Below are 21363 nucleotides of genomic sequence, written 5' to 3'. Positions count from 1 at the left end.
ACGCTGTGACTGAGCTGAAGAGTGCCGCCCAGGCATCCGGCGCGCCTGCCCGCGAGCCGGTCCGGGAACCCCAGGGGTCCCCGGCGAAGGCGCGCGCCACCGCGCTGGGGACGCTGGTCCTCGCCGGGGTGCTGCTGGGGCTGCTCTCGGTGATCCACCTGACCCAGGGCACCTCCGGCACCTCGCCGGGGGACCTGCTGGCGGCACTCTTCAGCCCCGACGACGGCGAGTCCGCCTCCCAGCTGCGGGCCCTCGCGCTGGACTCGCGGCTTCCGCGGCTGGTGGGCGGGCTGGTGGTGGGCGCGGCACTGGGGATCGCCGGGTGCGCCCTGCAAGCGATGACCCGCAACCCGCTGGCCTCCCCGGACACCCTGGCGGTCAACGCCGGGGCGCACCTGGCGCTCACCGCGGCCGCGGCCTTCGGGATCTCGCTGCCGCTGCTGAGCTCCGCGGCGCTGGCCTTCCTCGGCGGCGGGGTGGCGGCCGGCGTCGTGCTGCTGCTGGCCGGATTCTCCGAACATGCCCCGATCCGGCTGGTGCTCGCCGGGACCGTGGTGGCGATGGGTCTGGCCTCGGTGACCGCGGCGCTGCTGATGCTCTACGCCCAGTCCACCCAAGGGCTCTTCCTCTGGGGCGCTGGGACGCTGAACCTGGCGGGGCTCTCCGGGCTGCTGCCGCTGCTGCCGGTGGTGATCGCCGCGACCATCGGCCTGGTGCTGCTCGCGCGCAGCACCGATGTGCTCTCCCTGGGCGCGGACACCGCCCAGTCCATGGGCGTCAACGTGGCGTTGCTGCGCGGGGGCCTGCTGGTCTGCGCGGTGGCGCTCTCGGCGGCCGCGGTCACCATGGTGGGGCCGCTGGGCTTCGTGGGTCTCTGCGCCCCGGCGATCGTGCGGCTGCTCGCGTCCCGGGTCAGCCGACTGGGCCGCTTCACCTGGGCGCTGACCGGCTCCGCGCTGCTCGGCGCGCTGATCGTGATCGGGGCCGATGTCGCCGTCCGCGCCCTGGTCTTTGCGGTGGCAGGGCCGAACCTGGCTGTGGCCATCCCCACCGGTGTGGTCACCTCCCTGGTGGGCGCGGTGTTCCTGGTGGTGCTCGCGCTGCGGATGCGCAGCGCCGGAGGCAATCAGGAGATCTCTGCGATGCCGCTGCCGCATGGGATCACGCTGAGCCGCCGGGTCACCCTGAGCATCGCCGCGGCGGTGCTGCTGCTGGTGCTCGCCGGGGTGGGTCTGCTGTTGGGGGACTGGTGGCTGCGCCTGGGGGATGTGCAGCTGTGGCTCTCCGGGGAGGCGGCGCGCGCCATCGAGATCACCCTGGACTTCCGCAGCCCCCGCGTGGCCGCGGCCATCCTGGCCGGCGCGGTGCTGGCGATCGCCGGGGCGCTGGTGCAGACCGTGACTCGGAACCCGCTGGCGGACCCCGGGATCCTCGGCGTGGCCGCCTCCGGAGGCGCCGGGGCTGTGGTTGCGCTGATCCTGTTCAACACCTCGGCGTGGACCATGTCCGCCGGAGCGAGCGTGGGGGCGGTGCTCGCGGGTCTGGTGGTCTTCCTGCTCGCGGGATCACGCGGGAGCTCCCCGGAGAAGGTGGTGCTGGTCGGGATCGGGGTGATGACCGCGGCGCAGGCGATCACCCAGCTGCTGATCTCCTCCACGAACCCCTATAACCAGGCGATGGCGATCTCCTTCCTGGGCGGCTCCACCTTCGGGACCACCTGGAGCGACCTGGCCCCGATCCTGCTGATGCTGCTGCTCTCCATCCCGGTGCTGATCCTTCTGCGCCGGGAACTGGACCTGATCAGCATCGATGACCTCACCCCGCGGATCCTCGGGGTGCGGCTCTCCGGCGTGCGCGCCGCCGCGCTGATCATCGGGGTGCTGCTCTCCGCCGTGGCGGTGGTCGGCGTCGGGGTGATCAGCTTCGTCGGTCTGGCGGCGCCGCATATGGCCCGGATGCTGGTGGGCCGGGAGCACCGCTGGTTCCTGCCGGTGGCCGCACTGCTGGGCGCGGTGCTGGTCTCGGTCTCGGACACCTTCGGACGCACCGTGATCGCCCCGGATCAGCTGCCGGCTGGGCTGGTGGTGGCGGTGCTGGGCCCGCCGTACCTGCTGTGGCTGCTCAAGCGCACCACGCGCAGCTGAGCTGGACCAGACAGCGCGGGGCCCGGCACCAGGTGCCGGGCCCCGCGCTGCTAGGAACAGCCGGTGATCAACTCGCGATCAGCCCTGGGTGACCAGCCCGAGGACCTCGTCGCGCACGGACTCCATCTGCTCGGAGCTGTGGGCCTCGCCGTTGAAGCGCAGGAACGGCTCGGTGTTCGACGGACGCAGGTTGAACCACCAGGTGCCGTCGGTGGCCCGCACGGTGAGCCCGTCCATATGGGAGATCTCCACGTCGCGGTCGGTGAACGCGGCCTCGACCCGTTCTGCGGCGCCGGCCTTGTCCTCGACCTCGGAGTTGATCTCCCCGGAGGCGGAGTAGGGGTTGAACTCGGCGGCGAGTTCGCTCAACGGACGGTCCTGGTGTCCCAGGGAGGCCAGCACGTGCATGGCGGCGAGCATGCCGGTGTCCGCGTTGAAGAAGTCACGGAAGTAATAGTGCGCGGAGTGCTCTCCGCCGAAGATCGCCTCCTCCTTCGCCATGACGGCCTTGATGTAGGAGTGCCCCACCCGGGTCTCGACGGCGCGGCCCCCGGCCTGCTCCACCACCTCGGGCACCGCCCGGGAGGTGATCAGGTTGTGGATCACCACGGGGGTGGATTCGCCTTCGGCCTGGGCGCGGGTGATCTCGCGACGGGCGACCAGCGCGGTGACCGCGGAGGGGGAGACCGGCTCGCCCAGCTCATCGATCACGAAGCAGCGGTCCGCGTCGCCGTCGAACGCCAGACCGATGTCTGCGCCGGTCTCGCGCACCTTGGCCTGGAGGTCGCGGAGGTTCTCCGACTCCAGCGGGTTGGCGGGGTGGTTGGGGAAGCTGCCGTCGAGCTCGAAGAACAGCGGGGTGATCTCCAGCGGCAGCCCGGCCAGCAGGTCATCTCCGAGCACTGCCCCGGTGGTCAGCCCGGACATGCCGTTGGCGGCGTCGACGACGACCTTCAGCGGCCTGATCTCGGAGAGGTCCACCAGGGAGCGCAGGTATTCGGAGTACTGGGAGAGGATGTTGGTCAGCTCCACCGAGCCGGGCTCGTCCACGGCCGGGATCTCCTCGGCGTCGAGGTAGGCCTGGGCGGCGTCGCGGATGTCTTCCAGTCCGGTCTCGGCGGAGAGCGGCACGGCGCCGGCCTTGGACATCTTCATCCCGTTGTACTGCGCCGGATTGTGGCTGGCGGTGAAGACAACACCGGGGGCGTCCATGGTGCCTGAGGCGAAGTAGAGCATGTCTGTGGAGATCAGGCCCAGCTGGGTGACGTTCGCGCCGCGCGAGGTGGCGCCCTGGGTGAAGGCTGCGGTGAAGTCCCCGGAGGAGGCGCGCATGTCACCGCCGACCAGGACGGTCTGCCCGGAGAGGCCCAGGACGTCGACGAAGGCGGCGCCCACGGCGCGCACCGACTCTTCGGTGATGGTCTCGTCCACAAGTCCGCGGACGTCGTATGCCTTAAAGGAGGCTGAAAGATCAATAGTCACGCGCATTATCGTACGTGAGCGGGATTCATCTGGCTCGCGCCCAGGTGAAGCGACGTAGACTGGTGGTGTGGAAATACTGGTAGTGCTCGCAGTCGGTGTCATGTTGTTCCTGGGTATCCGCATGCTCATGCAGCGGCAGGCTCAGAAGCTCAACGACGGCATCAAGGACGCGGTGACCCCGGAGAACGCGCGCAAGGCCGCGCTAGCGCTCTCCGATGAGCAGCACCGCGAGGTCTACCGCGCCATCGGCGCCGAGGACGGCCGCCGCGCGCTGGCGATCTTCAAGCAGTCCACCGGTGCGCCGATCAAGGACTGCATCATCGCGGTCCAGGCGCTGCACGCCTACCCACAGCAGTCGCCCTCTGAACTGCGCGCCGCAGATGAACTGGGCGGGTCCGACGACGCCGCCGGCTTCGGTGCCCCCGATCGCAGCGGCGCTGATCGCGATATTCCTGAGGATGAGGTCCTCGACGGTGAGCTGATCGAAGACGTCATCGACGGGGTCCGCGACGACGCCGGCTCCTCGGATCGCCGCGGTGCGGAGCGGGATCCCTCCAAGCCGCTGGGCGAGGCCGACCCACAGACCGGCGAGATCATCGGGGAGAACCCGCAGCAGATCCCGAACATCCCGGGCGGCGACAAGGACGATGCTGAGGCTCCCCACGATGTGGACGCCCGTGCTAAGCGTCTGATGGAAGAGTCCGGGTTCGATCCCGAGGATGAGCTGACCATCCCCGCGGACTGGGACACCGATGAAGAAGAGATGGCTGGCTTCCACCTCGAAGTCCAGCGCGGGGACGAGAAGATCACTCTCTCCCACGATGATCTGGAGCCCTGGGTCCACGACCAGCTCTACGCGCTGCTCCGCGATGACCTGGTGGATGAGGCGGCCGAGCTGCTCTCCGCCCACTCCCCGCTGACCAAAGAGGAAGCCCGCAAGTTCCTCGTGGTCTTCAAGAACCAGACCTGACCTTCTTCCGGAACCTCCGCAGCGCGAGAGTGATACGAGTTTTTTAGAAGAAATCCCTCAGGTGGATTGCAAATCCCTATAGGCTCGAGTGAATTCTCGCGTACGAAGGGGTATTCGGATGGTTCCCAAGACTTGGCATGAAGCTCGGCTTATTCCCACATCGGGCATCGGAAGTCCGATTGAGCAGGAGCGAAGAGCGACCTCTGCGCTGCTGGCTGTCATCAGCGCGGTCGATGAGTTCGGCCGAGCATTGCTCAAGCCCTGTGGCGCACCGGCTGGACACGTGGAGACCTATGTCGAAGTCCCTTTTGAGCTGGGGAAGAAGGCGCTGCGGCCCGACGGAGTCATTCGGGTATCGCGCGGCAAGCGGGAGTGGACCGCTCTCGTCGAGGTGAAGACCTCCTCCAATGAGCTCCAGGTGGAGCAGGTGGAGAACTACCTCGATCTTGCCAAAGACAACGGCTACGACGCCGTCATCACCATCTCCAACGAGATTCCACCGGTGGCGGGAAGCCACCCACTGGTGTTGGACAAGCGCAAGGTCAAAAGCGTGCCGGTGTATCACTTCTCCTGGGTGCGGATCGTCTCTATCGCCCTCATGCAGAAGGAGGTCCACGGCGTCCAGGATCCCGATCAAGCCTGGATTCTCGGCGAGCTCATTCGCTACTTGGAGCACGATAACTCGGGGGCGCTGGCATTCACCGACATGGGTGCCTCGTGGACCAAGGTGCGTGAGGACGCCCGAAAAGGTGTGCTGCGCAAGAGCGATCCAGACGTCGTGGATGTGGCGACCAAGTTCGATGCGCTCGTTCGATACACCTGCCTGAGGCTGGGCCAGAAACTGGGGACCGAGGTCTTCCCCCAGCTTCCGCGGCGTCAGCTGCAGAACCCGAAGGAGCGCACGGCGGAGCTCGTCGATGAACTTGTGGCAGACAGCTGTCTTGCCGCGCGGATTCGGATCCCCGACACGGTGGCGGACCTCGAGGTGAAGTGTGATCTCCGGGGTCAGCAGATCCACGTCTCGGTCACTGTTCCGGCCTCGGGCCATTCGCGCAGCGAGACCCGTGTGCGCTGGCTGATGCGCCAGCTCTCGGAAGACCTCGGGAACGTTGTGATCGAGGCCAGCGGACGAGGTCGCAAGATGGCGGCACCCATCACCGAGATCCGCAAAGACGAGAAGGTCCTGGCCCCTGATCCCGACAAGGAGATCACCCGGTTCAAGATCACCCACATCTATCCCATGGGCGTAGCCAAATCCACCCGTGCGAAGTCATCGTTCATCGACTCCGTGGGCACCTCGATCGACGACTTCTACGGGCGCGTGCTGCAACGGTTGAAGCCGTGGACCCCGCCAGCCCCGAAGCTTCGCGCGAAGCCGGAGGAGCGGGTACAGGACGATCAGTATGCATCCGTGGACCTCTCCTCGATGGATTCCAGCGAACCCGCCACGGCGCCCGCCGGGCCACTGACGGAGACCTGACGTGCCCGAGGGAGATACCGTGTTCCGGCAGGCGGCCGTGCTGCACGCCGCCCTCGCCGGGAAGGTGTTGACCTCGAGCGATTTCCGGGTGCCCAGCTACGCCACCGTGGATCTCTCCGGGAGGACCGTGGAACGGGTGATCGCCCGCGGCAAGCACTTGCTGATGCAGTTCGGTGATCTCACCGTGCAGTCCCACCTGAAGATGGAGGGCACCTGGCACGTCTACCCCCGTGATGAGCAGGGCGGACGACCTCGGTGGCGACGTCCGGCTCATACTGCGCGCTGCGTGCTGCGCACCCAGGACCAGGAAGCCGTGGGCTTCTCGCTGGGGGAGCTCAGCGTGCTCTCCCCAGCAGAGGAGGCGGAGCGACTCGCTCATTTGGGGCCCGACCTGCTGGGTCCGGATTGGGACGCTGCGGAAGCCACCCGGCGGCTGCTCTCGGCGCCCCAGCGCAGCATCGGCGTGGCCCTGCTGGACCAGCGCAACCTCGCGGGCGTCGGCAACGTATTCCGCAGTGAGATCTGTTTCCTCGCGGGAATCCTGCCCACCCGGCCCGTCGCAGAGGTGGCCAATCTCGCTCGGGTCATCGAGCTCAGCGAGAAGCTGCTGACCGTGAACCGGCTTCGCATCCGGCGGTGTACCACCGCCAACCCCACCTCAGGGCCGCCGTATTGGGTCTACGGGCGCGGCGGGAAACCTTGCATGCGCTGCGGGACCCGGGTGCGCAAGAGCGAGCTGGGCGAGGCGGAGCTGCGCAAGGCCGCGGTGGCCGACCGGGTGATCTACTTCTGCCCTTCTTGCCAGTCTTGAGCGTCACTGGCGAGTTCTGGCCTTGGTGGTCTTGAATTCCGGTAGACCAGGAATGGCTCAGGGGCATGCCGCCCGGGAGAGAGACCTCAATCTTTCCAAAATTACCTAGTCATGTACCGATTACCTGGAATACTGGTTTGGACTTACCTGAGGGGAAAGAATGAGTGACGAAGCGATAGGTCTTGAGTACGTGGTCCCCGCCCGCGGGTGGGCCAGTAAGGATGTTGTCGGTGAGTTTTACTATTCTGATGCGATCCTGGCGTTACTGCCTCGCCTGCCGTCCAACGGTGATCCCGTCCAGGCTGAGCTGCACATCGACCTCGTCCCGGAGAAAGACAACCCGCACGATCGTAGGGCTGTTTCAGTGCGCTCACACGGGAAGGTGTTGGGCTACCTCGCGAGAGAGATGGCCGCAGAGTACTCCCTCCCCGTACAACGGATCGTGGCGTCCGGCGCAAGAGTCAGAGCGGCCGCGTCTGCCCACGCCTACGTTAACCAGTGGAAGGGTGAACCGCAGATCAATGTCCGTGTGGCTTTGCCCGAACCGGAAATGATGATCCCCGTCAACGATGGTTATCCGTCAAACACGGCCGTTCTTCCATACGGCCGTTCTTACCAAGTCACCAAGGAGGAAGACCACTTCGAGCACCTGTTCAACTACGTGCCGAGCAGCGGAACCGGAATGGTCATCTTGACGATGCACCGTAATGAATCGACGCTGAAAAATGGGAGCATCCGGGAGACCATAGAGCTGCGTTTAGACGATGAACGAGTCGGTGAACTGACGACCGCTACCTCCAGGCATTACCTGCCGCTCGTCCAGCACGCGAACGACATGGAGCGCACCATCGGAGTCTGGTCCAAATTGACGGGCTCTGGACTCGCGGCCGAACTTACGATCCATGGCGCTAAGTCCACAGAGGTCCCAGACCAGTGGTTGCGTTCCATGCCAATCCTCCCGCGACTGGTCTCAGAAGCGCGCTCTTACGAAGTGCCTCCCGCCTACTCCAGCAATTCCTCTCGCAATGGACGCAATACCTCGACGGAACGGCCCACGAAAAGACCTCGACAAGAGTCTCCCAGCGTGCAACCGTCTCGTGTCCCAAGAAATCCCGCCACGTCTGAGTCGAGTGGCCATAGAGGGTCCCGATTGGTGGAGCTATCCGATGATCCAGGTCAGCCTTTCGCCGAAGTCGGTGACATCGCCCTCCTGAGCTTCGAGGGGGATGAGCGCAATACCGTCAGGTACTCAGTGAGGGGCAAGCCTGTCACAGTCCGAGATGCGGATCGCAAGTCGTCTCCGAGGACCATGCGTGCTGGGGCAACCGCGGCCCTCGTGACGTCGATTGTGCTCGGGGCTCTCCTCACATTGATCCCCGGCATTGGTCACGTACTTTTGGTCGGAGCAATAGCCTTCGGAATCTACGTCTTCACCCACATGCGGCGGACGTCTGAGGCCATGCAGGCTGAAGCGGATATTGATGTGCAGGTAAGGCGCGAGACTGGTCTGAGCTTGCTGGCTCTCGGTCGTGAGGGGCGGCCTGAGGGCCGCACCTAGAACACTGGATGGACCGCCGTCGCTTGCTGTAAAGGCCTAGCGGCTCGCAAGACCTGAACGGGGGCTCAGACCCATTCTGGGCATGACGGACGTGGTGCCCGAGCATTCATTTCCGAAAAGTGACGAGCTCCCTGAAGTAGGCGCTCCAGGGGCAGCCTGATGCGCCCCCGCTCGGCGGACGATGAACTGTCCGTGCGACCGTCGCACGTGCCGGTCAGTCGAACTCGACGAGCTCCCGAAAGATCGTCAGCGCGTCGCGGGATTGCTCTGTAGGGATTTCCTCTTCACCCACCCAGGATTCGTGGCTTCCCTTCACTGTCAGTCGCCAAGAGATCTTGATTGTCTGAGCCGACGCATCTCGGACCAGGACCGAAAGCTCGTCATCGGGTGCCTGCCACGGCGTGTGAGGACGCAAGTCGTTACGCTCCATCACAACGACCACGTCATCGCCGTCAAGGTGCCACGAGATCGGATCCTCGCCATGTCGTCGCAGCGCCGCCGGGTTAAACGACATATGCGGTGGAATGAGGGAGTTTCGCGGTTCCGGCACGGGTTTGATGAAGTCATCCAAGTGTGGGGAATCATCGAGAGTGACCTCCGCCGCTTCGCAACCGTGCAGGCGAATCTCAAGCCGCGGTTCCTCGATGAATGTTCCGGGACTCACGACTGTGAAGCTAAATCCGGACAACAGCGTGCCGAGGAACCTCTCTCGGGCCTGAACGAGGAGTTGATCCCATTCTGACCTCCAGACCATCAGTCGGGTCTGGCGCTCTTCTGCGCTGACCTCTCTATAACCGCCTAGACCTTGGTCCATGCGCCCCAATGCCTGCACGAGGACGCTTGGTTCGACTCTCTTCTTGGGGTGGTTGAGATACCTCCCTCGATATCGTTCGTCTGTGACCTGGTACAGGCCGAGGATCACCTCGTCTAGGTCTGGGACGTTGTGGATCGGACCAACATTGCGGACCTCCAAGGCGATGGCCTTTGCGCCCACGCTCTGAGCGCGAGTGCTCAACATCTTGATGTCCTGTGCTGTAGCGACCCGCGTCTCCGTCGTGGATCGAACGTAGACCGCCCCCTCGGTAAGGAGGTGCTGCTTTGGCTTCCGCTTGCTCGCCTCATCATCAAGGCTGGCGTGACAGGGATAGAGTGGATCGCCCGCTTTGGGTGGGGATGCAATGATGAACAGCACTTCCCTGCCGTCAGGACGTGGGAGCCGTTGCAGATCAAAGCCAGGGTAGTCATCCCCGAGGTATCTCCTGAGGGAGTCCGACAGCTTGTGGTGCTCCGTCCCAGTGGGAACGCCATCCGCGCGACCCTGGCCAACACCCACGACTAGAACCGCATAGCCTTTGTAGTCTCTTGCAGCCGTGTCTGGCTGCCGATTCGCTACTCCGAGCAGGAACTTCGCTACCTTCGCTCGATGGGGCTGAGTGCCCAGATCCAGGGGGCCCTTCACCTCAAGGAAGTGAGCTTCGGCTTTGTCCCCAGCCTCGAGGACAAAATCGAGCAATTTTCCCCAACCGACCTCACCGTTCGGCAGCCGACTCGTATCAAGCATCGCGACCAATCTTTCCCTCGTGAACGATGGAGGTTAGGTTTCCGCAAACCCCCGGCCGGCTACTCGACTCCGCTGCAGCCACGCGTGCGCAATTAGGGGAACCCTACTTCCAGCCGAGGACTTTCGCCACGTCCTTCGAGAGCGATTCACCTAGGTCAGCGTCGCGGTTGAGCAGCATGCCCCCTGAAGGCCTAGTCGGCGTCCCGGGCGTGGAGAGACTTCTAAAAGGCAACCCCGATGAGTGCCCGCTCGTCACTCACTGCAATGCGACAAGACGGGGGTGAAGTTGCAGCTCAGTCCGCAGCTGTGGTCGTTGCACGAGCGCTCTCCGGAGGGCATCCGGGCGAGCGACATCCGGAACGACCCTAGAACTTGGACCAATCTTTCGGCCGCTGTGTCCAAGAGAAATGACATTTCTCCTAGGTGGCTGGCGCCGATCCGGTCCGTGTTCCATTGCTGGAAAGCCCGGGATTCAACACTTCGCGGTATCCGTGCGCGGGAATGTGGTGAACGCGATGTCCAGGGCGTCGAGCATCTCGATGTCGCCCTCGTGCTCGGCCCAGTGCGAGAAGGAAGTGTCGAAGCAGGTGAGCCCGGCGTGCACCAGCACGCGGGCGCGCAGATCGCTCCAGCCCGCAGGACCCTCCAATGCCGGGATCAGCGTGGGGATCAAAGACTGAGCCAGATTCATCTGCTGCTCCAGATGGCCGGCACGCAGGGTGTCGCTGGTGTTGACCACCCGCAGCAGCCGGGACCACCGGCCACGTTCGGTGCGGATGTTCTCCGCCACGTGGCGCAGTGTCAGGTGCAGCGCCTCCCAGGGACCCACCCGGGTCAGGTGGTCCTCCAGCAGCGCCGGCAGATCAACGCTGGTCGGGGGCAGATCACCGAAGAGCACGTCTTCCTTGGTGCTGAAGTAGCGGTAGAACGTCCGTGGCGATATGCCCGCCGCGGACGCGATCTCATCCACGGGGGTCTGGTCGTAGCCGCGTTCTTCGAAGAGGCGCAGCGCCACATCTGCCAGCTCTCCGCGCAGCGCGCCACGGGCTCGTTCTCTGATGCCGAGGGCCGGTGACTGCTCCATGTGTCCAGTCTAACGTTCACTTTTGGCAGACTCTGCCACGATAGTCATATAGTGTCTCTCCGTGGCGTCGCGCAAGACCGCGCCCGTGTCCCGTGATTCAGCCAAGGAGTTCCGCAGTGGCCGTCAGCATCCAGACCGAAGCTCGACCAGAAGCGATCGATCCCCGTGGGATGCGCGTCATCTGGCTGCTGCTGATCTCCGCATTCGTCGCGATCCTCAACGAGACGACCATGGGCATCGCGATCCCGCAGCTGAATGTGGAGCTCGGCATCGCGCCCACCCTTGGGCAGTGGCTGACCAGCGCCTTCATGCTGACCATGGCCGTGGTCATCCCGATCACCGGCCTGGTCCTGCAGCGCTTCAGCACCCGCGGGGTCTACCTGGCCGCCATGACCCTGTTCACCCTGGGCACGCTGATCTGTCTCGTCGCCCCCGGCTTCGCGGTGCTGCTGCTGGGCCGCATCGTACAGGCCTCGGGCACCGCGATCATGATGCCGCTGCTGATGACCACCGTGATGAACGTGGTGCCAGAACACTCCCGTGGGCGGATCATGGGCCGGGCCGGCATTGTGATGGCGCTCGCCCCCGCCGTCGGCCCCACGCTTTCGGGTGTGATCCTGGATTCGCTGAGCTGGCGCTGGATCTTTGGACTGATCCTGCCCATCGCCGTGATCGCGCTGCTGATCGGCGCCAAGTGGATGCTGAACCTGGGGGAGTCCCAGTACCGCCGGATCGACGTGGCCTCGGTCATCCTTTCCGCGCTGGGCTTCGGCGGCGCGGTCTTCGCGCTGAGCCAGCTCGGCAGCGCCCACGGGGCAGAATCCGCAGAGACCCCAATCAGCCTGGTGGCGCTGATGCTCGGCGCCGCAGCAGTGGCGCTGATTCTGTTCGTGTGGCGTCAGCTGCGACTGCAGCGTCGCGAGCAGGCGCTGCTGGACCTGCGGGTCTTCCGCTCGGTGAACTTCACGATGGCGGTCGTGGTGATGTCCGTCCTGGCGCTGGCGATGTTCGGCAGCCTGACCCTGCTGCCGCTCTACCTGCAGAACGTCGTCGGCCTCTCGGCGACCCAGGCCGGACTGATCGTGCTGCCAGGTTCCGTGGTGATGGGCGTGCTCGGGCCGATCGTCGGTCGCATCTACGATGCCCGCGGTCCCCGGCCGCTGCTGATTCCCGGGACGATCCTGGTCTCCGTCGGCCTCTGGTCCTACTCCATGGTCGGGGAGGACACCTCGGTCGCGCTGCTCACCAGCATCCAGATCGGGATGTCCTTCGGTCTGGCGATGTCCTTCACACCGCTCTTCTCGGCCTCGCTGAGCTCGCTGCGGCCGAGCCTGTACTCCCACGGCTCCGCGGTGCTGAACACCTTGCAGCAGGTGGCCGGCGCCGTCGGTGTGGCGGTCCTGATCACCACCATGTCCCGGGTGGCCAGCCAGGAGGCAGGTTCCCTCGGGGAGATCGCGGCCCAGGCCTCCGGAGCGCAGTCGGCCTTCATGATCGCCGGAATCGTCTCCCTGGCGGCCGTGGCAGGGGCGTTCTTCGTGCGGTCACCCTCGCGGATCGCGGCGAACCGGTCCTGAGCGTGCAGCTCTGAGGAACCTGCCCTGACCGGCCAGGCCTGACCCGGCGGCCGGGCCTGGTCCGGAACGGCTAGCCCTTGTCCAGTGCCTTCTCGTGGTGCGCGGCCTCGGCGCCGGTCTTCTCGGATTCCACCAGGTAGACCGGGTCCTCGGAGGACGCCCTGAAGGTCTGGCCCTGGTGCTCCAGATCCTTGGTGTGCTTGCTCTTCACGGTCCCGTGGGTCTTGCCCTGCGGGGTGTTCCAGGAGACCTTGTCGCCTTTGCTGAATGCCATGGGGTGTGCCTGCTCTCTGCTGTGGTGGAGGATCAGTGTTGCGGTGGATGATCAGTCGGCGTCGTCGAACTTTTCGCGGTTGGCCCAGGTCTCACCGGGGTCTCCGCCCCAGGCGTCCCACGCGACCCGACCCGGGGTGGGGTACCCGTTCTCGCCGTGATGGAAGCCCTCGGCGTCGCGGTCCACGGTGTGCCGGGCGAAGTACTGGCGCATCTTGCGGATGTGCTCCAGCGGAACCTCGGCGCCCTCGGCGAGCTCCTTCGCCCGGTTCCGGCCGGTGTCGGTGAATCCCTTACCGGCTTTTCCTTCATCGATCCAGCTCAGTGCCCGCTGTGCGGCATGCTGGACGTCCTGCGGGGGCGTGTGACCGGTCATGGGTGACCTCCTGGGTAGGGTCTGCTCAGGTGTCACTGTACTGCGCGCGCGAACCCTGTCACCGGTATGTTGCGGCTCAGCGATTGCTCAGGGATCGCTCAGCGGCCCGAAGGCCGGCGACGCCGGCGCAGCAGCAGCGCCGCCAGCAGCGTGGAGAGCAGGTAGACCCCTGCGACCGCGACCCAGCCCAGTGTGAATCCTCCCGCGGAGCTGACCAGCAGGCCCATCCCCAGCGGTCCGATCGCGAAGCCGGTGAACATCCCCGCCGTGACCACCCCGGAGGAGGAGGCCATCTTCGACGAGGGGATGCTGCGCAGCAGCACGCTCATCAGCACCACCGAGACCCCGAGGGCGGAGGCGCCGTGCAGGACCACCGCGGTCCACAGCAGCGCGGGCCAGCCGGTGGCATCAGCGCCGAGGAACGCGCCGACGCCGGCCAGTGCGGTCAGTGCCAGGACCAGCAGCAGCAGCGGCCCGGAGGTGCCCCGGGCCATCACTCGGGCCCAGCCGATGCGGGCGGTCACACCGACCACACCGGCGACGGCGGCCGTCGCGCCGCCCAGGACCAGCGAGAAGTCCAGCTCCCGGACCGCGAACAACGGCAGGTAGACGTTGGTCGCCTGCACCCCGATCCCGTTGAGGCAGCCGAAGGCCGCCAGGGCCCAGACCGCCGCGGAATGACCGCGCGGCGCCGCGGGGTGGGGCTCGGAGGCCTCGCGGCTCGCGCCGGAGTCACTGGGTGTACCGGACCCAGGTTTGGATCCGGGCGCCCCGGAGGTGCCACGGCCGCCGTCGGCGGGGGAGCTCGCGGCGTCGCGCCGGGGGTGCAGCGGCGGGACACTGCGCAGGATCCGCCAGGTCACCACCAGCAGGACCAGCGGCACCAGGGCCGCGAGCAGGGCCGTGCCGCGCCAGCCCAGCAGCACCGCCAGCAGCGGGAAGCTCAGGCTGGCCACGAGCTGGCTGACCTGGACCCCGGACTGTTTCACCCCCACCCAGCCGATCCGCTTGCTGGCCGGGACCCGCTCCAGCAGGATGCGGTTGGTGACCCCGTTGGGGAAGGACTGCGCGATGCCGGAGAGCCCGGCGGCGATCACCAGCACCAGGTAGCCGCCGGGGATCCCGGCGAGACCCAGGGCGAGCGAGGCGATCAGGAAGATCACGGTCATCAGCGCGAGGTCTGAGTGCCGGTCGGCCAGGCGTCCCAGCGTGGCATTGCCGACTGCGGCGCAGGCGAAGCAGACCGTGGCCAGCAGCCCGAACTGGGCCTCATTGATGCCGAGGTCGGTGATGATCTCTGCGCTGGTGGCGCTGAGCCCATAGAGCAGCAGCGGGCCGACGGCCACCGCTCCGAGCAGCACGCTCAGCAGTCCGGGACCGGCCGTGTCCTTGCGCATCCGCACCTCCGACTCACCACCGGTGTCCGCGTGCTCGGTGCGGGACGCAACTCGGGAGACCTGCTCGGGAACCACTGTGGGGCCCCGTTCTCGGGACCCCACCTCATCATTGAGCGGAGCGCGTGGGATTCGAACCCACGGTACGGGGTTGCCGCACACTGGTTTTCAAGACCAGCTCCTTCGGCCGCTCGGACAGCGCTCCTGGACTTCTCAGCCCTGATGGAGCTCCCCAGCGTTTCGTGGAAAACTCCAGACACAGACTATACGTGAGTCCCAGAGCCGGATCGAGTTGAGGAGCGTGCGCATGCGAGCAGTCCAGTACCAGGACGCCGGAGGTCCCGAGGTCATCAGCCTCACCGAGATGCCGGATCCCACTCCCGGCACCGGTGAGGTGCTGATCGAGGTCGCCGCAGCCGGGCTGAACCGGGCCGATGTGATGCAGCGCCTCGGGGTCTATCCGCCGCCGAAGGGGGCCTCCGAGACCCCCGGGCTGGAGATCTCCGGCCGCGTCGTCGCCGCAGGCCAGGGCAGTGACGTCGCGGTGAAGGAGCTGGTCGGGAAGCAGGTCGTCGCGCTGCTGGCCGGAGGCGGCTACGCCGAGAAGGTCGCCGTGGACGCCCGGCACGTGCTGCCGGTCCCGGCCGGGGTCAGTCTCACCGACGCCGCGGGGCTGATCGAGGTCGCCGCCACGGTGCACTCGAATCTGCGCGGTGAGGCAGGAGTCCGGCCAGGAGACACGGTGTTGGTCCACGGCGGCACCGGAGGGATCGGGTCCTTCGCGCTGCAGTACCTGCGCGCTCTGGGGGCCCAGGTGCTCACCACGGTCGGCTCGGCGGAGAAGGCGAGCCTCGCCGTCGAACTCGGAGCCGATCAGGTGATCAACTACCGGGAGGAGGACCTCGCGGCCCGGATCCAGGAACTCACCGATGGGCGCGGGGTGGACGTGATCTTCGACGTCGTCGGGGCGAAGTATCTGGAGACCAACCTGCGCTCCCTGGCCACCGCCGGTCGGCTGGTGATCATCGGGCTCCAGGGTGGGCGCAGCGCCGAGCTGGACCTGGGGTTGATGCTGGCCAAGCGGCTGCGGATCATCGCCACCACCCTGCGCGCCCGGGACGCCGAGGCCAAGGCCGAGATCGTTCAGGCCGTGGGGGAGGAGATCTGGCCGCTGATCGAGTCCGGGGACATCGCCGTCCAGACCGACCGGACCTTCCCGCTGGATGAGGCCGCCGCCGCCCAGGAGTATTTCGACTCCGGCAGCCACACCGGCAAGATCCTGCTCACTATGCAGTGACCCCTCCCGACCCGCACGCCGGCTTTGAGCGGCGGATTCTACGATTAGTTGACTGGGTTCTCGGGCCGAAACAGCCGCGGAATCCGCCACTCAACGCGTGGGGGAGACCGTGACGGATCATGAGGCCACGGTGCGTGGCGGAAGTCCGGGTTCGATAGACTCACCGGCATCATGATGAAGCTCTTTCCCCGCCGCCGCCGCGCCCGCCGCCTGGACAAAGAGCTGGGCAAGGGGCTGTGGCGGCAGGCCCACGACCGCTACGTGCGCGGGCTGGATCGGTACCACCAGGTGATCGACGGCGTGAAGGACGACGCCACCTACAGCCAGCTGGTGCTGATCGGCGACGAGCTGGCCGAGCAGCTGGACACCGTCTACGAGCTCTGCCGCAGGGCGCAGATCAGCCACTTCAGCGACGGCCTGCAGGTGCCCGGAGGAGCCACCAAGCTGCATTCCTCGCTCTCTCGGGCCGCGAACCACCTGGCCACGACCGCGGAGGCCGCGGCGATGGTGCGCCTGGGTCATGGGGAGCTGGTGGCGGTGCGTCGCCGGGCCGATCAGGTGAAGGAGGCGCTCAAGGACGCCTCCGACGCGGCGGGCTGAGCAGCGGCTGACCCTGTGGGCTCAGCGCGGGTTGAGCGTGGTTCAGCGAGCGGGCTGGGTTCAGTGCGCGGCGTCGGTCAGCAGGCCTGCGAAGCGGCGCCCGACGTCGACCAGTGAGACCCGGTGCAGGGCGTCGATCTCGGGGTGGCTGAACCAGCGCACATCATCCGTGGACCCCTCGGGCTCCACGGTGAGTGAGCCTCCCGTGACCCGCGCCCGGTAGATGATGCGCAGATTCTGCAACGGCGTGCCGCGCTCGCTCGGGTGGATCCGGCGCTCACCGGGGATGATGAAGTTATCGATCCCCAGCAGCTCCTGCACCTCGGCCTGGTAGCCGGATTCCTCGAAGACCTCACGGACGACGCCGTCGGCAGGGTCCTCGCCCGGGTCCAGTCCGCCGCCGGGCAGCGTCCACCCCTTGGCGGTGCCGCTGACATGCCAGTGCGGCAGCAACATCCGCCCATCCTGGTCCGTGATCACGGCATAGGCAGCTACGCGAAGTTCCATCTTGGCACTGTAACACCGGGCCATGTCTGGGCACCGGGCTAGGCTGGGCGCGACTGAGAGGCAGACTGATGCGACCGACCGAGGCCCCGATCCCCGCCCCGAAACTCCAGGCCACGAAGCTTCAGGCTCCGAAACTCCGCACCCCGCGACTGGACCAGCTGGAGATCGGCAGCGCCGCGGAGCTGCAGCGCACCGGTCAGGGGGATCATCTGATCCTTCAGGACGCCGACCTCACCGGGGTGGATCTCTCCGGAGGCAGGCTCACCGAATGCAGACTGCGCTCGGTGACCTTGGCGGAGGCGGACCTTTCCGCGGCCTCGGTGGCGGAATCCCATTGGGAGCGGGTGAGCGCACCACATCTGAAGGCCCCACGGTCCACCTGGCGCGACGTCGTGATCGAGGCCAGCCGGTTCGGGGTCGCGGAGCTCTACGACGCCGGGGTCACCGGCCTGGTGCTGCGCGGGTGCAAGCTGGATCTGGTGAACCTGCGCAGCGCCGTGCTCAGCGATGTGCTCTTCGAGAGTTGCACGATCACTGAGCTGGACGTCTCCGGGGCCCGCGCCACGCGCATGAAGTTCTCCGAGTGCACTGTGGAAACCCTGGAGGTCGGTCACGCCCAGTTCAAAGATGTTGATCTGCGTGGCGCTCAGCTCAGCCGGATCGTGGGGCTCTCCGGGCTCAAGGGTGCGGTGATCAGTGAGGAACAGCTGCTGCAGCTGGCCCCGTCGCTGGCCGAGCATCTGGGCCTGGTGGTGGCGGACTGATCACTCGTCGCTGGAGATTCGGTGGGCCAGCGTGGGGTAGTCGATGACCAATCCATAGGAGTCCACGGTCAGGTCTGCGCTGAAGTCGCCGCGCAGAGTGCTGTACTTCACCAATCGGCGCTCATCGGTCCATTTCGAGGCGTAGACCTGCTCACTGCGCTGCACGCGCAGCGAGGGCATCTCCACCCACGCCATGACCAGGTGGGTGGAGGGCACGTCTCGGTCCAGGAGCCCGAGTCTGCGGATCGGCATCGTGTTGGTGACCGGACACAGGCCCAGATCACAGTCGGTGGCGTCATCCAGGGTGGCGGGCTCCTCCAGGCCCGGCGGGGGCAGCTTGGTGTCGCCCCGGCCGCCGGACTCGGCAGACCACCGTCCCGACTCGGCGCGGGTGAGCTCCAGCCAGCGTGACCAGCCGAACCCGCGGGTGGTCACATGCAGTGATCGCGTCGTCCAGTCCTCGCCGATCTCGAGCTCCCAGCTCGAGCTGAAGTGGCGTGCCTGGGTGCCTCCGACGGCGTGCATCGAGGTCGAATCTATCTCGACGCAGGCGTGGTCGAGCCGGTCGGGATCATCGATGCCGGACCAGGTGAGCAGGTGACTAGTCATTGACGAAGTCTTATGCTCGGTCGGGTTGGATTCAAGAGGCCGGGCCCGGGCAGTGCAACCTGTCCGGGGGCGCGGGAATCCGCTCATCCGCCAGGGTCGCGAATTCTTCGATCCGCTGGCCTCCCGCACCGGGCCGCCGGTCATGGAACAGGGCGCGCCGCTTCCGCACGAAGAAGGAGTTCAGATGACGACGGTCGCAGAGCAGATCGGTGCATATCTGGCCCGCCTTGGTGTGGGCCACGCCTTCGGAGTTGTCGGCAGTGGCAATTTCGTCGTGACCAACGCGCTGCGTGAGGCGGGAGTCCCCTTCATCGCAGCCAGGCATGAAGGAGGTGCGGCGACGATGGCGGATGCCTACTCACGAATGAGTGGTCAGGTCAGCGTGCTGAGCCTGCACCAGGGGTGCGGCTTGACCAACGCCGGCACTGGGATCGCAGAAGCCGCGAAATCGCGCACCCCCATGGTCGTGCTGGCCGCCGAGGCCGCCGCCCACCAGGTTCATTCAAATTTCGCCATGGACCAGAGCGGCTTCGCCGGAGCTCTGGGCGCCGAGGCTGAGCGCGTCCACTCCGCGGAATCGGCGCTCGCAGACACGCTGAGGGCCTACCGGAAAGCCCTCAGAGATCGCCGCACCGTGGTGTTGAACCTGCCCCTGGACCTCCAGGCAGCAGCGGCGGTCGGAGCGATCCCGCAGCTCGGCGTGGATCCCCGTCCCGAGATCGTGCCGACCCAGGACGAGCTTGAGCCGCTCATAGCGGCGATATCGCGGAGCCAACGGCCGGTGTTCCTGGCTGGGCGTGGTGCACGCGGGGCGAAACGGGAGATCGCGTCCCTGGCTCAGGCGACCGGGGCGCTGCTGGCGACCAGCGCGGTTGCCAAGGGGCTGTTCAACGACGATGACTTCAGTCTCGGCATCTCCGGGGGCTTCGCATCGCCTCTGAGTGCAGAGTTGATCAGCAACGCCGACCTGATCGTGGCGTTCGGCTGTGCCCTGAACATGTGGACCACCTGGCACGGGAAGCTCATCGGTCCCGACACTGTGGTCGCGCAGGTAGACGTGGAGGACTCCGCGCTCGCGGCGCATCGGCCGGTGGACATTCCGATCCTCGGCAGTTCGGCCGCCGTGGCCAGGGCGCTGCAAGAAGGGTGTGGTGACCGGGAGAAGGTCCGCTACCGCACCCGTGGTGTGCAAGAGCGCATCGCCGCCGGTGCGCGCTGGGATCAGACCCCGACCGAGGTCCTGGGCACTCCCGGTCAGAGCGTGGATCCGCGGGAACTCTCCAAGGAGATCAACCGCATTCTTCCCGCCGAGCGCATCGTCAGCATCGACTCCGGAAACTTCATGGGGTACCCCAGTCAGTACTTCGACGTCCCGGATGAGTTTGGATTCTGCTTCACCCAGGCGTTCCAGTCGATCGGACTCGGCCTGTACACCGCGATCGGGTCAGCTGTGGCGCAGCCCTCGCGGATGCCGGTTCTGGGAACGGGAGACGGCGGCTTCCTGATGGCCGTGCAGGAGCTGGAGACCGCCGTGCGTCTGAAGCTGCCACTGGTCGTGGTGGTCTACAACGACGCCGCCTACTCCGCCGAAGTCCACCATTTCGGCCGGGAGCAAGACCTGACGACGGTGACGTTCCCTGACACCGACATCGCCGCGGTCGCCCGAGGATTCGGCGCCCAAGGAATGACCGTCCGCTCCACGGACGATCTGGAGCCGCTGCGTGAATGGGTCGCGTCGAACCCGGATGCACCAATGGTGATCGACGCGAAGATCGCAGACGATGGAGGCTCCTGGTGGCTGGCGGAGGCTTTCAAGGGCCACTGACGCTCCGATATCCTCACCAGCAGCGTCCCGACCAGAAAAAGGTGGAACCACATGACCGCAGTCAACGCGCTGATCGCAGGCCTGTCTGAGAACTCCGTGCGCATCGTTGACATGACAACTCCGCTCTCGGCCTCAACGCCGACGTTGAAGCTGCCGGAGCCCTTCGTCAACCTGATCGATTTCAGCTTGGACAAGGTTGCAGAGTACGACGCACCAGGTCCGTTCTGGAAGCACCACAACATCCACACCGGCGAGCACGTGGGGACCCATCTCGATGCGCCGGTCCATTGGGTCTCAGGCAAGGGCGGTCACGATGTGGCCTCGATCCCGCCCGAGCGACTGATCGGGCCGGCCGCCGTGCTCGACATCAGGGCGCAGGTCGAGCAGGATCCTGACTTCCTGCTGCAGATCGATGACATCCGCGCCTGGGAGAGCAAGCACGGTCCTTTGCCGAAGAATGGCTGGCTGCTGCTGCGCACCGGCTGGGACCGCTTCTCCCAGGACCAGGAAGCGTTCCTCAATGCCGACGAGACCGGCTCCCACACCCCTGGCATCTCGGCTGAGGCAGCCCTGTGGCTCGCGGAAGAGACCTCGCTCTCCGGCATCGGTGTGGAGACCGTCGGGATCGACGCCGGCCGCGGCGCCGAACTGGACCCGCCCTTCCCGGTCCACTATCACCTGCTGGGTAACGACAAATACGGGATCACCTCGCTGCAGAATCTGGACAAGCTGCCGGCGGTGGGGGCGATGCTGGTGGTCGCTCCGCTGCCGATCGTAGATGGAACTGCAAGCCCGTCGCGGGTCTACGCGCTCATCCAGACCTCCGACTAACAGCGGAGATACCCGCGGGATTACGGGGTGAGGGAACCTGCCGTCATCCTCGGGTATCCCGGCGGGATGGCAAGGTCCCCGGCGGTGCTGGCCGCTTATTGGGCCAGGATCACGTCGCGGGTGATCTCTTCCTGGGGGGAACGGTGCCGGCACACCCTGGTGTTCGGTCTAACGAAGGTGCAGGATGAAGCCTTTGCCCCGGCCGTCATCGCGGTCGCCG

General features: G+C 66.3%; 19 protein-coding genes and 1 tRNA gene. 11 read left to right on the top strand and 9 right to left on the bottom strand.

The genetic code is table 11. The features are described from left to right. The first annotated feature begins 5 nt into the window (after window positions 1–5). Window positions 6–2144, top strand: coding sequence for an iron chelate uptake ABC transporter family permease subunit (locus HNR11_RS01395; RefSeq protein WP_218849629.1), 2139 nt, complete (start codon window positions 6–8; stop codon window positions 2142–2144). A gap of 78 nt (window positions 2145–2222) precedes the next feature. On the opposite strand, the gene HNR11_RS01390 is transcribed toward HNR11_RS01395, so the two are convergent. Beyond that, window positions 2223–3632, bottom strand: coding sequence for a phosphomannomutase/phosphoglucomutase (locus tag HNR11_RS01390; protein ID WP_179440784.1), 1410 nt, complete (start codon window positions 3630–3632; stop codon window positions 2223–2225). Between the two features lie 61 nt (window positions 3633–3693). Here HNR11_RS01390 and HNR11_RS01385 point away from each other — a divergent pair, with 61 nt between their 5' ends. The 4 genes from HNR11_RS01385 to HNR11_RS01370 all read left to right on the top strand — a co-directional run bounded on the left by HNR11_RS01385 (window position 3694) and on the right by HNR11_RS01370 (window position 8445). Next, complete coding sequence (locus tag HNR11_RS01385; RefSeq protein WP_179440783.1) at window positions 3694–4596, top strand: hypothetical protein; 903 nt, start codon at window positions 3694–3696, stop codon at window positions 4594–4596. Between the two features lie 283 nt (window positions 4597–4879). Next, complete coding sequence (locus HNR11_RS01380) at window positions 4880–6076, top strand: hypothetical protein (RefSeq protein ID WP_218849628.1); 1197 nt, start codon at window positions 4880–4882, stop codon at window positions 6074–6076. A 1-nt stretch (window position 6077) separates the two neighbouring features. After that, window positions 6078–6887 carry an Fpg/Nei family DNA glycosylase gene (locus HNR11_RS01375; RefSeq protein ID WP_179440781.1) on the top strand — a complete coding sequence of 270 codons (810 nt, stop codon included), beginning with the start codon at window positions 6078–6080 and terminating at the stop codon, window positions 6885–6887. Window positions 6888–7047: 160 nt separating this feature from the next. Further along, on the top strand, window positions 7048–8445 hold the full coding sequence (locus HNR11_RS01370; protein WP_179440780.1) for an HIRAN domain-containing protein: 1398 nt from the start codon (window positions 7048–7050) through the stop codon (window positions 8443–8445). A 214-nt stretch (window positions 8446–8659) separates the two neighbouring features. Here the strand turns inward: HNR11_RS01370 and HNR11_RS01365 are convergent, their stop codons facing one another. Then, window positions 8660–10006 carry a hypothetical protein gene (locus HNR11_RS01365; protein WP_179440779.1) on the bottom strand — a complete coding sequence of 449 codons (1347 nt, stop codon included), beginning with the start codon at window positions 10004–10006 and terminating at the stop codon, window positions 8660–8662. Window positions 10007–10478: 472 nt separating this feature from the next. Then, window positions 10479–11090: a TetR/AcrR family transcriptional regulator gene (locus HNR11_RS01360; protein WP_179440778.1), complete on the bottom strand. Its 612-nt coding sequence runs from the start codon at window positions 11088–11090 to the stop codon at window positions 10479–10481. A gap of 170 nt (window positions 11091–11260) precedes the next feature. Here HNR11_RS01360 and HNR11_RS01355 point away from each other — a divergent pair, with 170 nt between their 5' ends. Next, window positions 11261–12667, top strand: coding sequence for an MDR family MFS transporter (locus tag HNR11_RS01355; protein ID WP_179442802.1), 1407 nt, complete (start codon window positions 11261–11263; stop codon window positions 12665–12667). Between the two features lie 70 nt (window positions 12668–12737). Here HNR11_RS01355 and HNR11_RS01350 read toward each other — a convergent pair whose 3' ends face one another. The 4 genes from HNR11_RS01350 to HNR11_RS01335 form a co-directional block, all read right to left on the bottom strand. After that, a complete protein-coding gene (locus HNR11_RS01350; RefSeq protein WP_179440777.1) occupies window positions 12738–12941 on the bottom strand; it encodes a hypervirulence associated TUDOR domain-containing protein in 204 nt (67 codons plus the stop codon). Between the two features lie 51 nt (window positions 12942–12992). After that, complete coding sequence (locus HNR11_RS01345) at window positions 12993–13316, bottom strand: hypothetical protein (RefSeq protein ID WP_179440776.1); 324 nt, start codon at window positions 13314–13316, stop codon at window positions 12993–12995. 98 nt (window positions 13317–13414) lie between these two features. Next, entirely contained in the window at window positions 13415–14788 is a 1374-nt protein-coding gene (locus HNR11_RS01340) for an MFS transporter (RefSeq protein WP_343050547.1), read from the bottom strand. A 39-nt stretch (window positions 14789–14827) separates the two neighbouring features. Beyond that, window positions 14828–14915, bottom strand: a tRNA-Ser gene (locus tag HNR11_RS01335). A gap of 102 nt (window positions 14916–15017) precedes the next feature. Here HNR11_RS01335 and HNR11_RS01330 point away from each other — a divergent pair. Continuing rightward, window positions 15018–16007, top strand: a complete 990-nt coding sequence (locus HNR11_RS01330; RefSeq protein WP_179440775.1) for an NAD(P)H-quinone oxidoreductase — start codon at window positions 15018–15020, stop codon at window positions 16005–16007. Between the two features lie 171 nt (window positions 16008–16178). After that, window positions 16179–16607 (top strand): hypothetical protein, encoded by a 429-nt coding sequence (locus HNR11_RS01325; RefSeq protein ID WP_343050546.1) that lies wholly within the window; start codon window positions 16179–16181, stop codon window positions 16605–16607. A 60-nt stretch (window positions 16608–16667) separates the two neighbouring features. Here HNR11_RS01325 and HNR11_RS01320 read toward each other — a convergent pair whose 3' ends face one another. Next, window positions 16668–17114, bottom strand: a complete 447-nt coding sequence (locus tag HNR11_RS01320) for an NUDIX hydrolase (protein WP_058887389.1) — start codon at window positions 17112–17114, stop codon at window positions 16668–16670. Between the two features lie 68 nt (window positions 17115–17182). Here HNR11_RS01320 and HNR11_RS01315 point away from each other — a divergent pair, with 68 nt between their 5' ends. After that, complete coding sequence (locus HNR11_RS01315; RefSeq protein WP_179440774.1) at window positions 17183–17878, top strand: pentapeptide repeat-containing protein; 696 nt, start codon at window positions 17183–17185, stop codon at window positions 17876–17878. Here HNR11_RS01315 and HNR11_RS01310 read toward each other — a convergent pair whose 3' ends face one another. After that, window positions 17879–18487 carry a putative glycolipid-binding domain-containing protein gene (locus HNR11_RS01310; protein ID WP_179440773.1) on the bottom strand — a complete coding sequence of 203 codons (609 nt, stop codon included), beginning with the start codon at window positions 18485–18487 and terminating at the stop codon, window positions 17879–17881. It lies immediately after the preceding gene. A 184-nt stretch (window positions 18488–18671) separates the two neighbouring features. Between HNR11_RS01310 and HNR11_RS01305 the strand changes: the two genes are divergently transcribed. Next, window positions 18672–20312 carry a thiamine pyrophosphate-binding protein gene (locus HNR11_RS01305; RefSeq protein ID WP_179440772.1) on the top strand — a complete coding sequence of 547 codons (1641 nt, stop codon included), beginning with the start codon at window positions 18672–18674 and terminating at the stop codon, window positions 20310–20312. Window positions 20313–20363: 51 nt separating this feature from the next. After that, window positions 20364–21143: a cyclase family protein gene (locus HNR11_RS01300; RefSeq protein WP_179440771.1), complete on the top strand. Its 780-nt coding sequence runs from the start codon at window positions 20364–20366 to the stop codon at window positions 21141–21143. Window positions 21144–21363 lie beyond the last annotated feature (220 nt).

The organism is Nesterenkonia sandarakina (genome assembly GCF_013410215.1).
In the GTDB taxonomy this organism is placed as follows: Bacteria; Actinomycetota; Actinomycetes; order Actinomycetales; family Micrococcaceae; genus Nesterenkonia; species Nesterenkonia sandarakina.
Note: the sequence above shows the minus strand (reverse complement) of the source record. Positions and strands in the feature narration are given on the sequence as shown.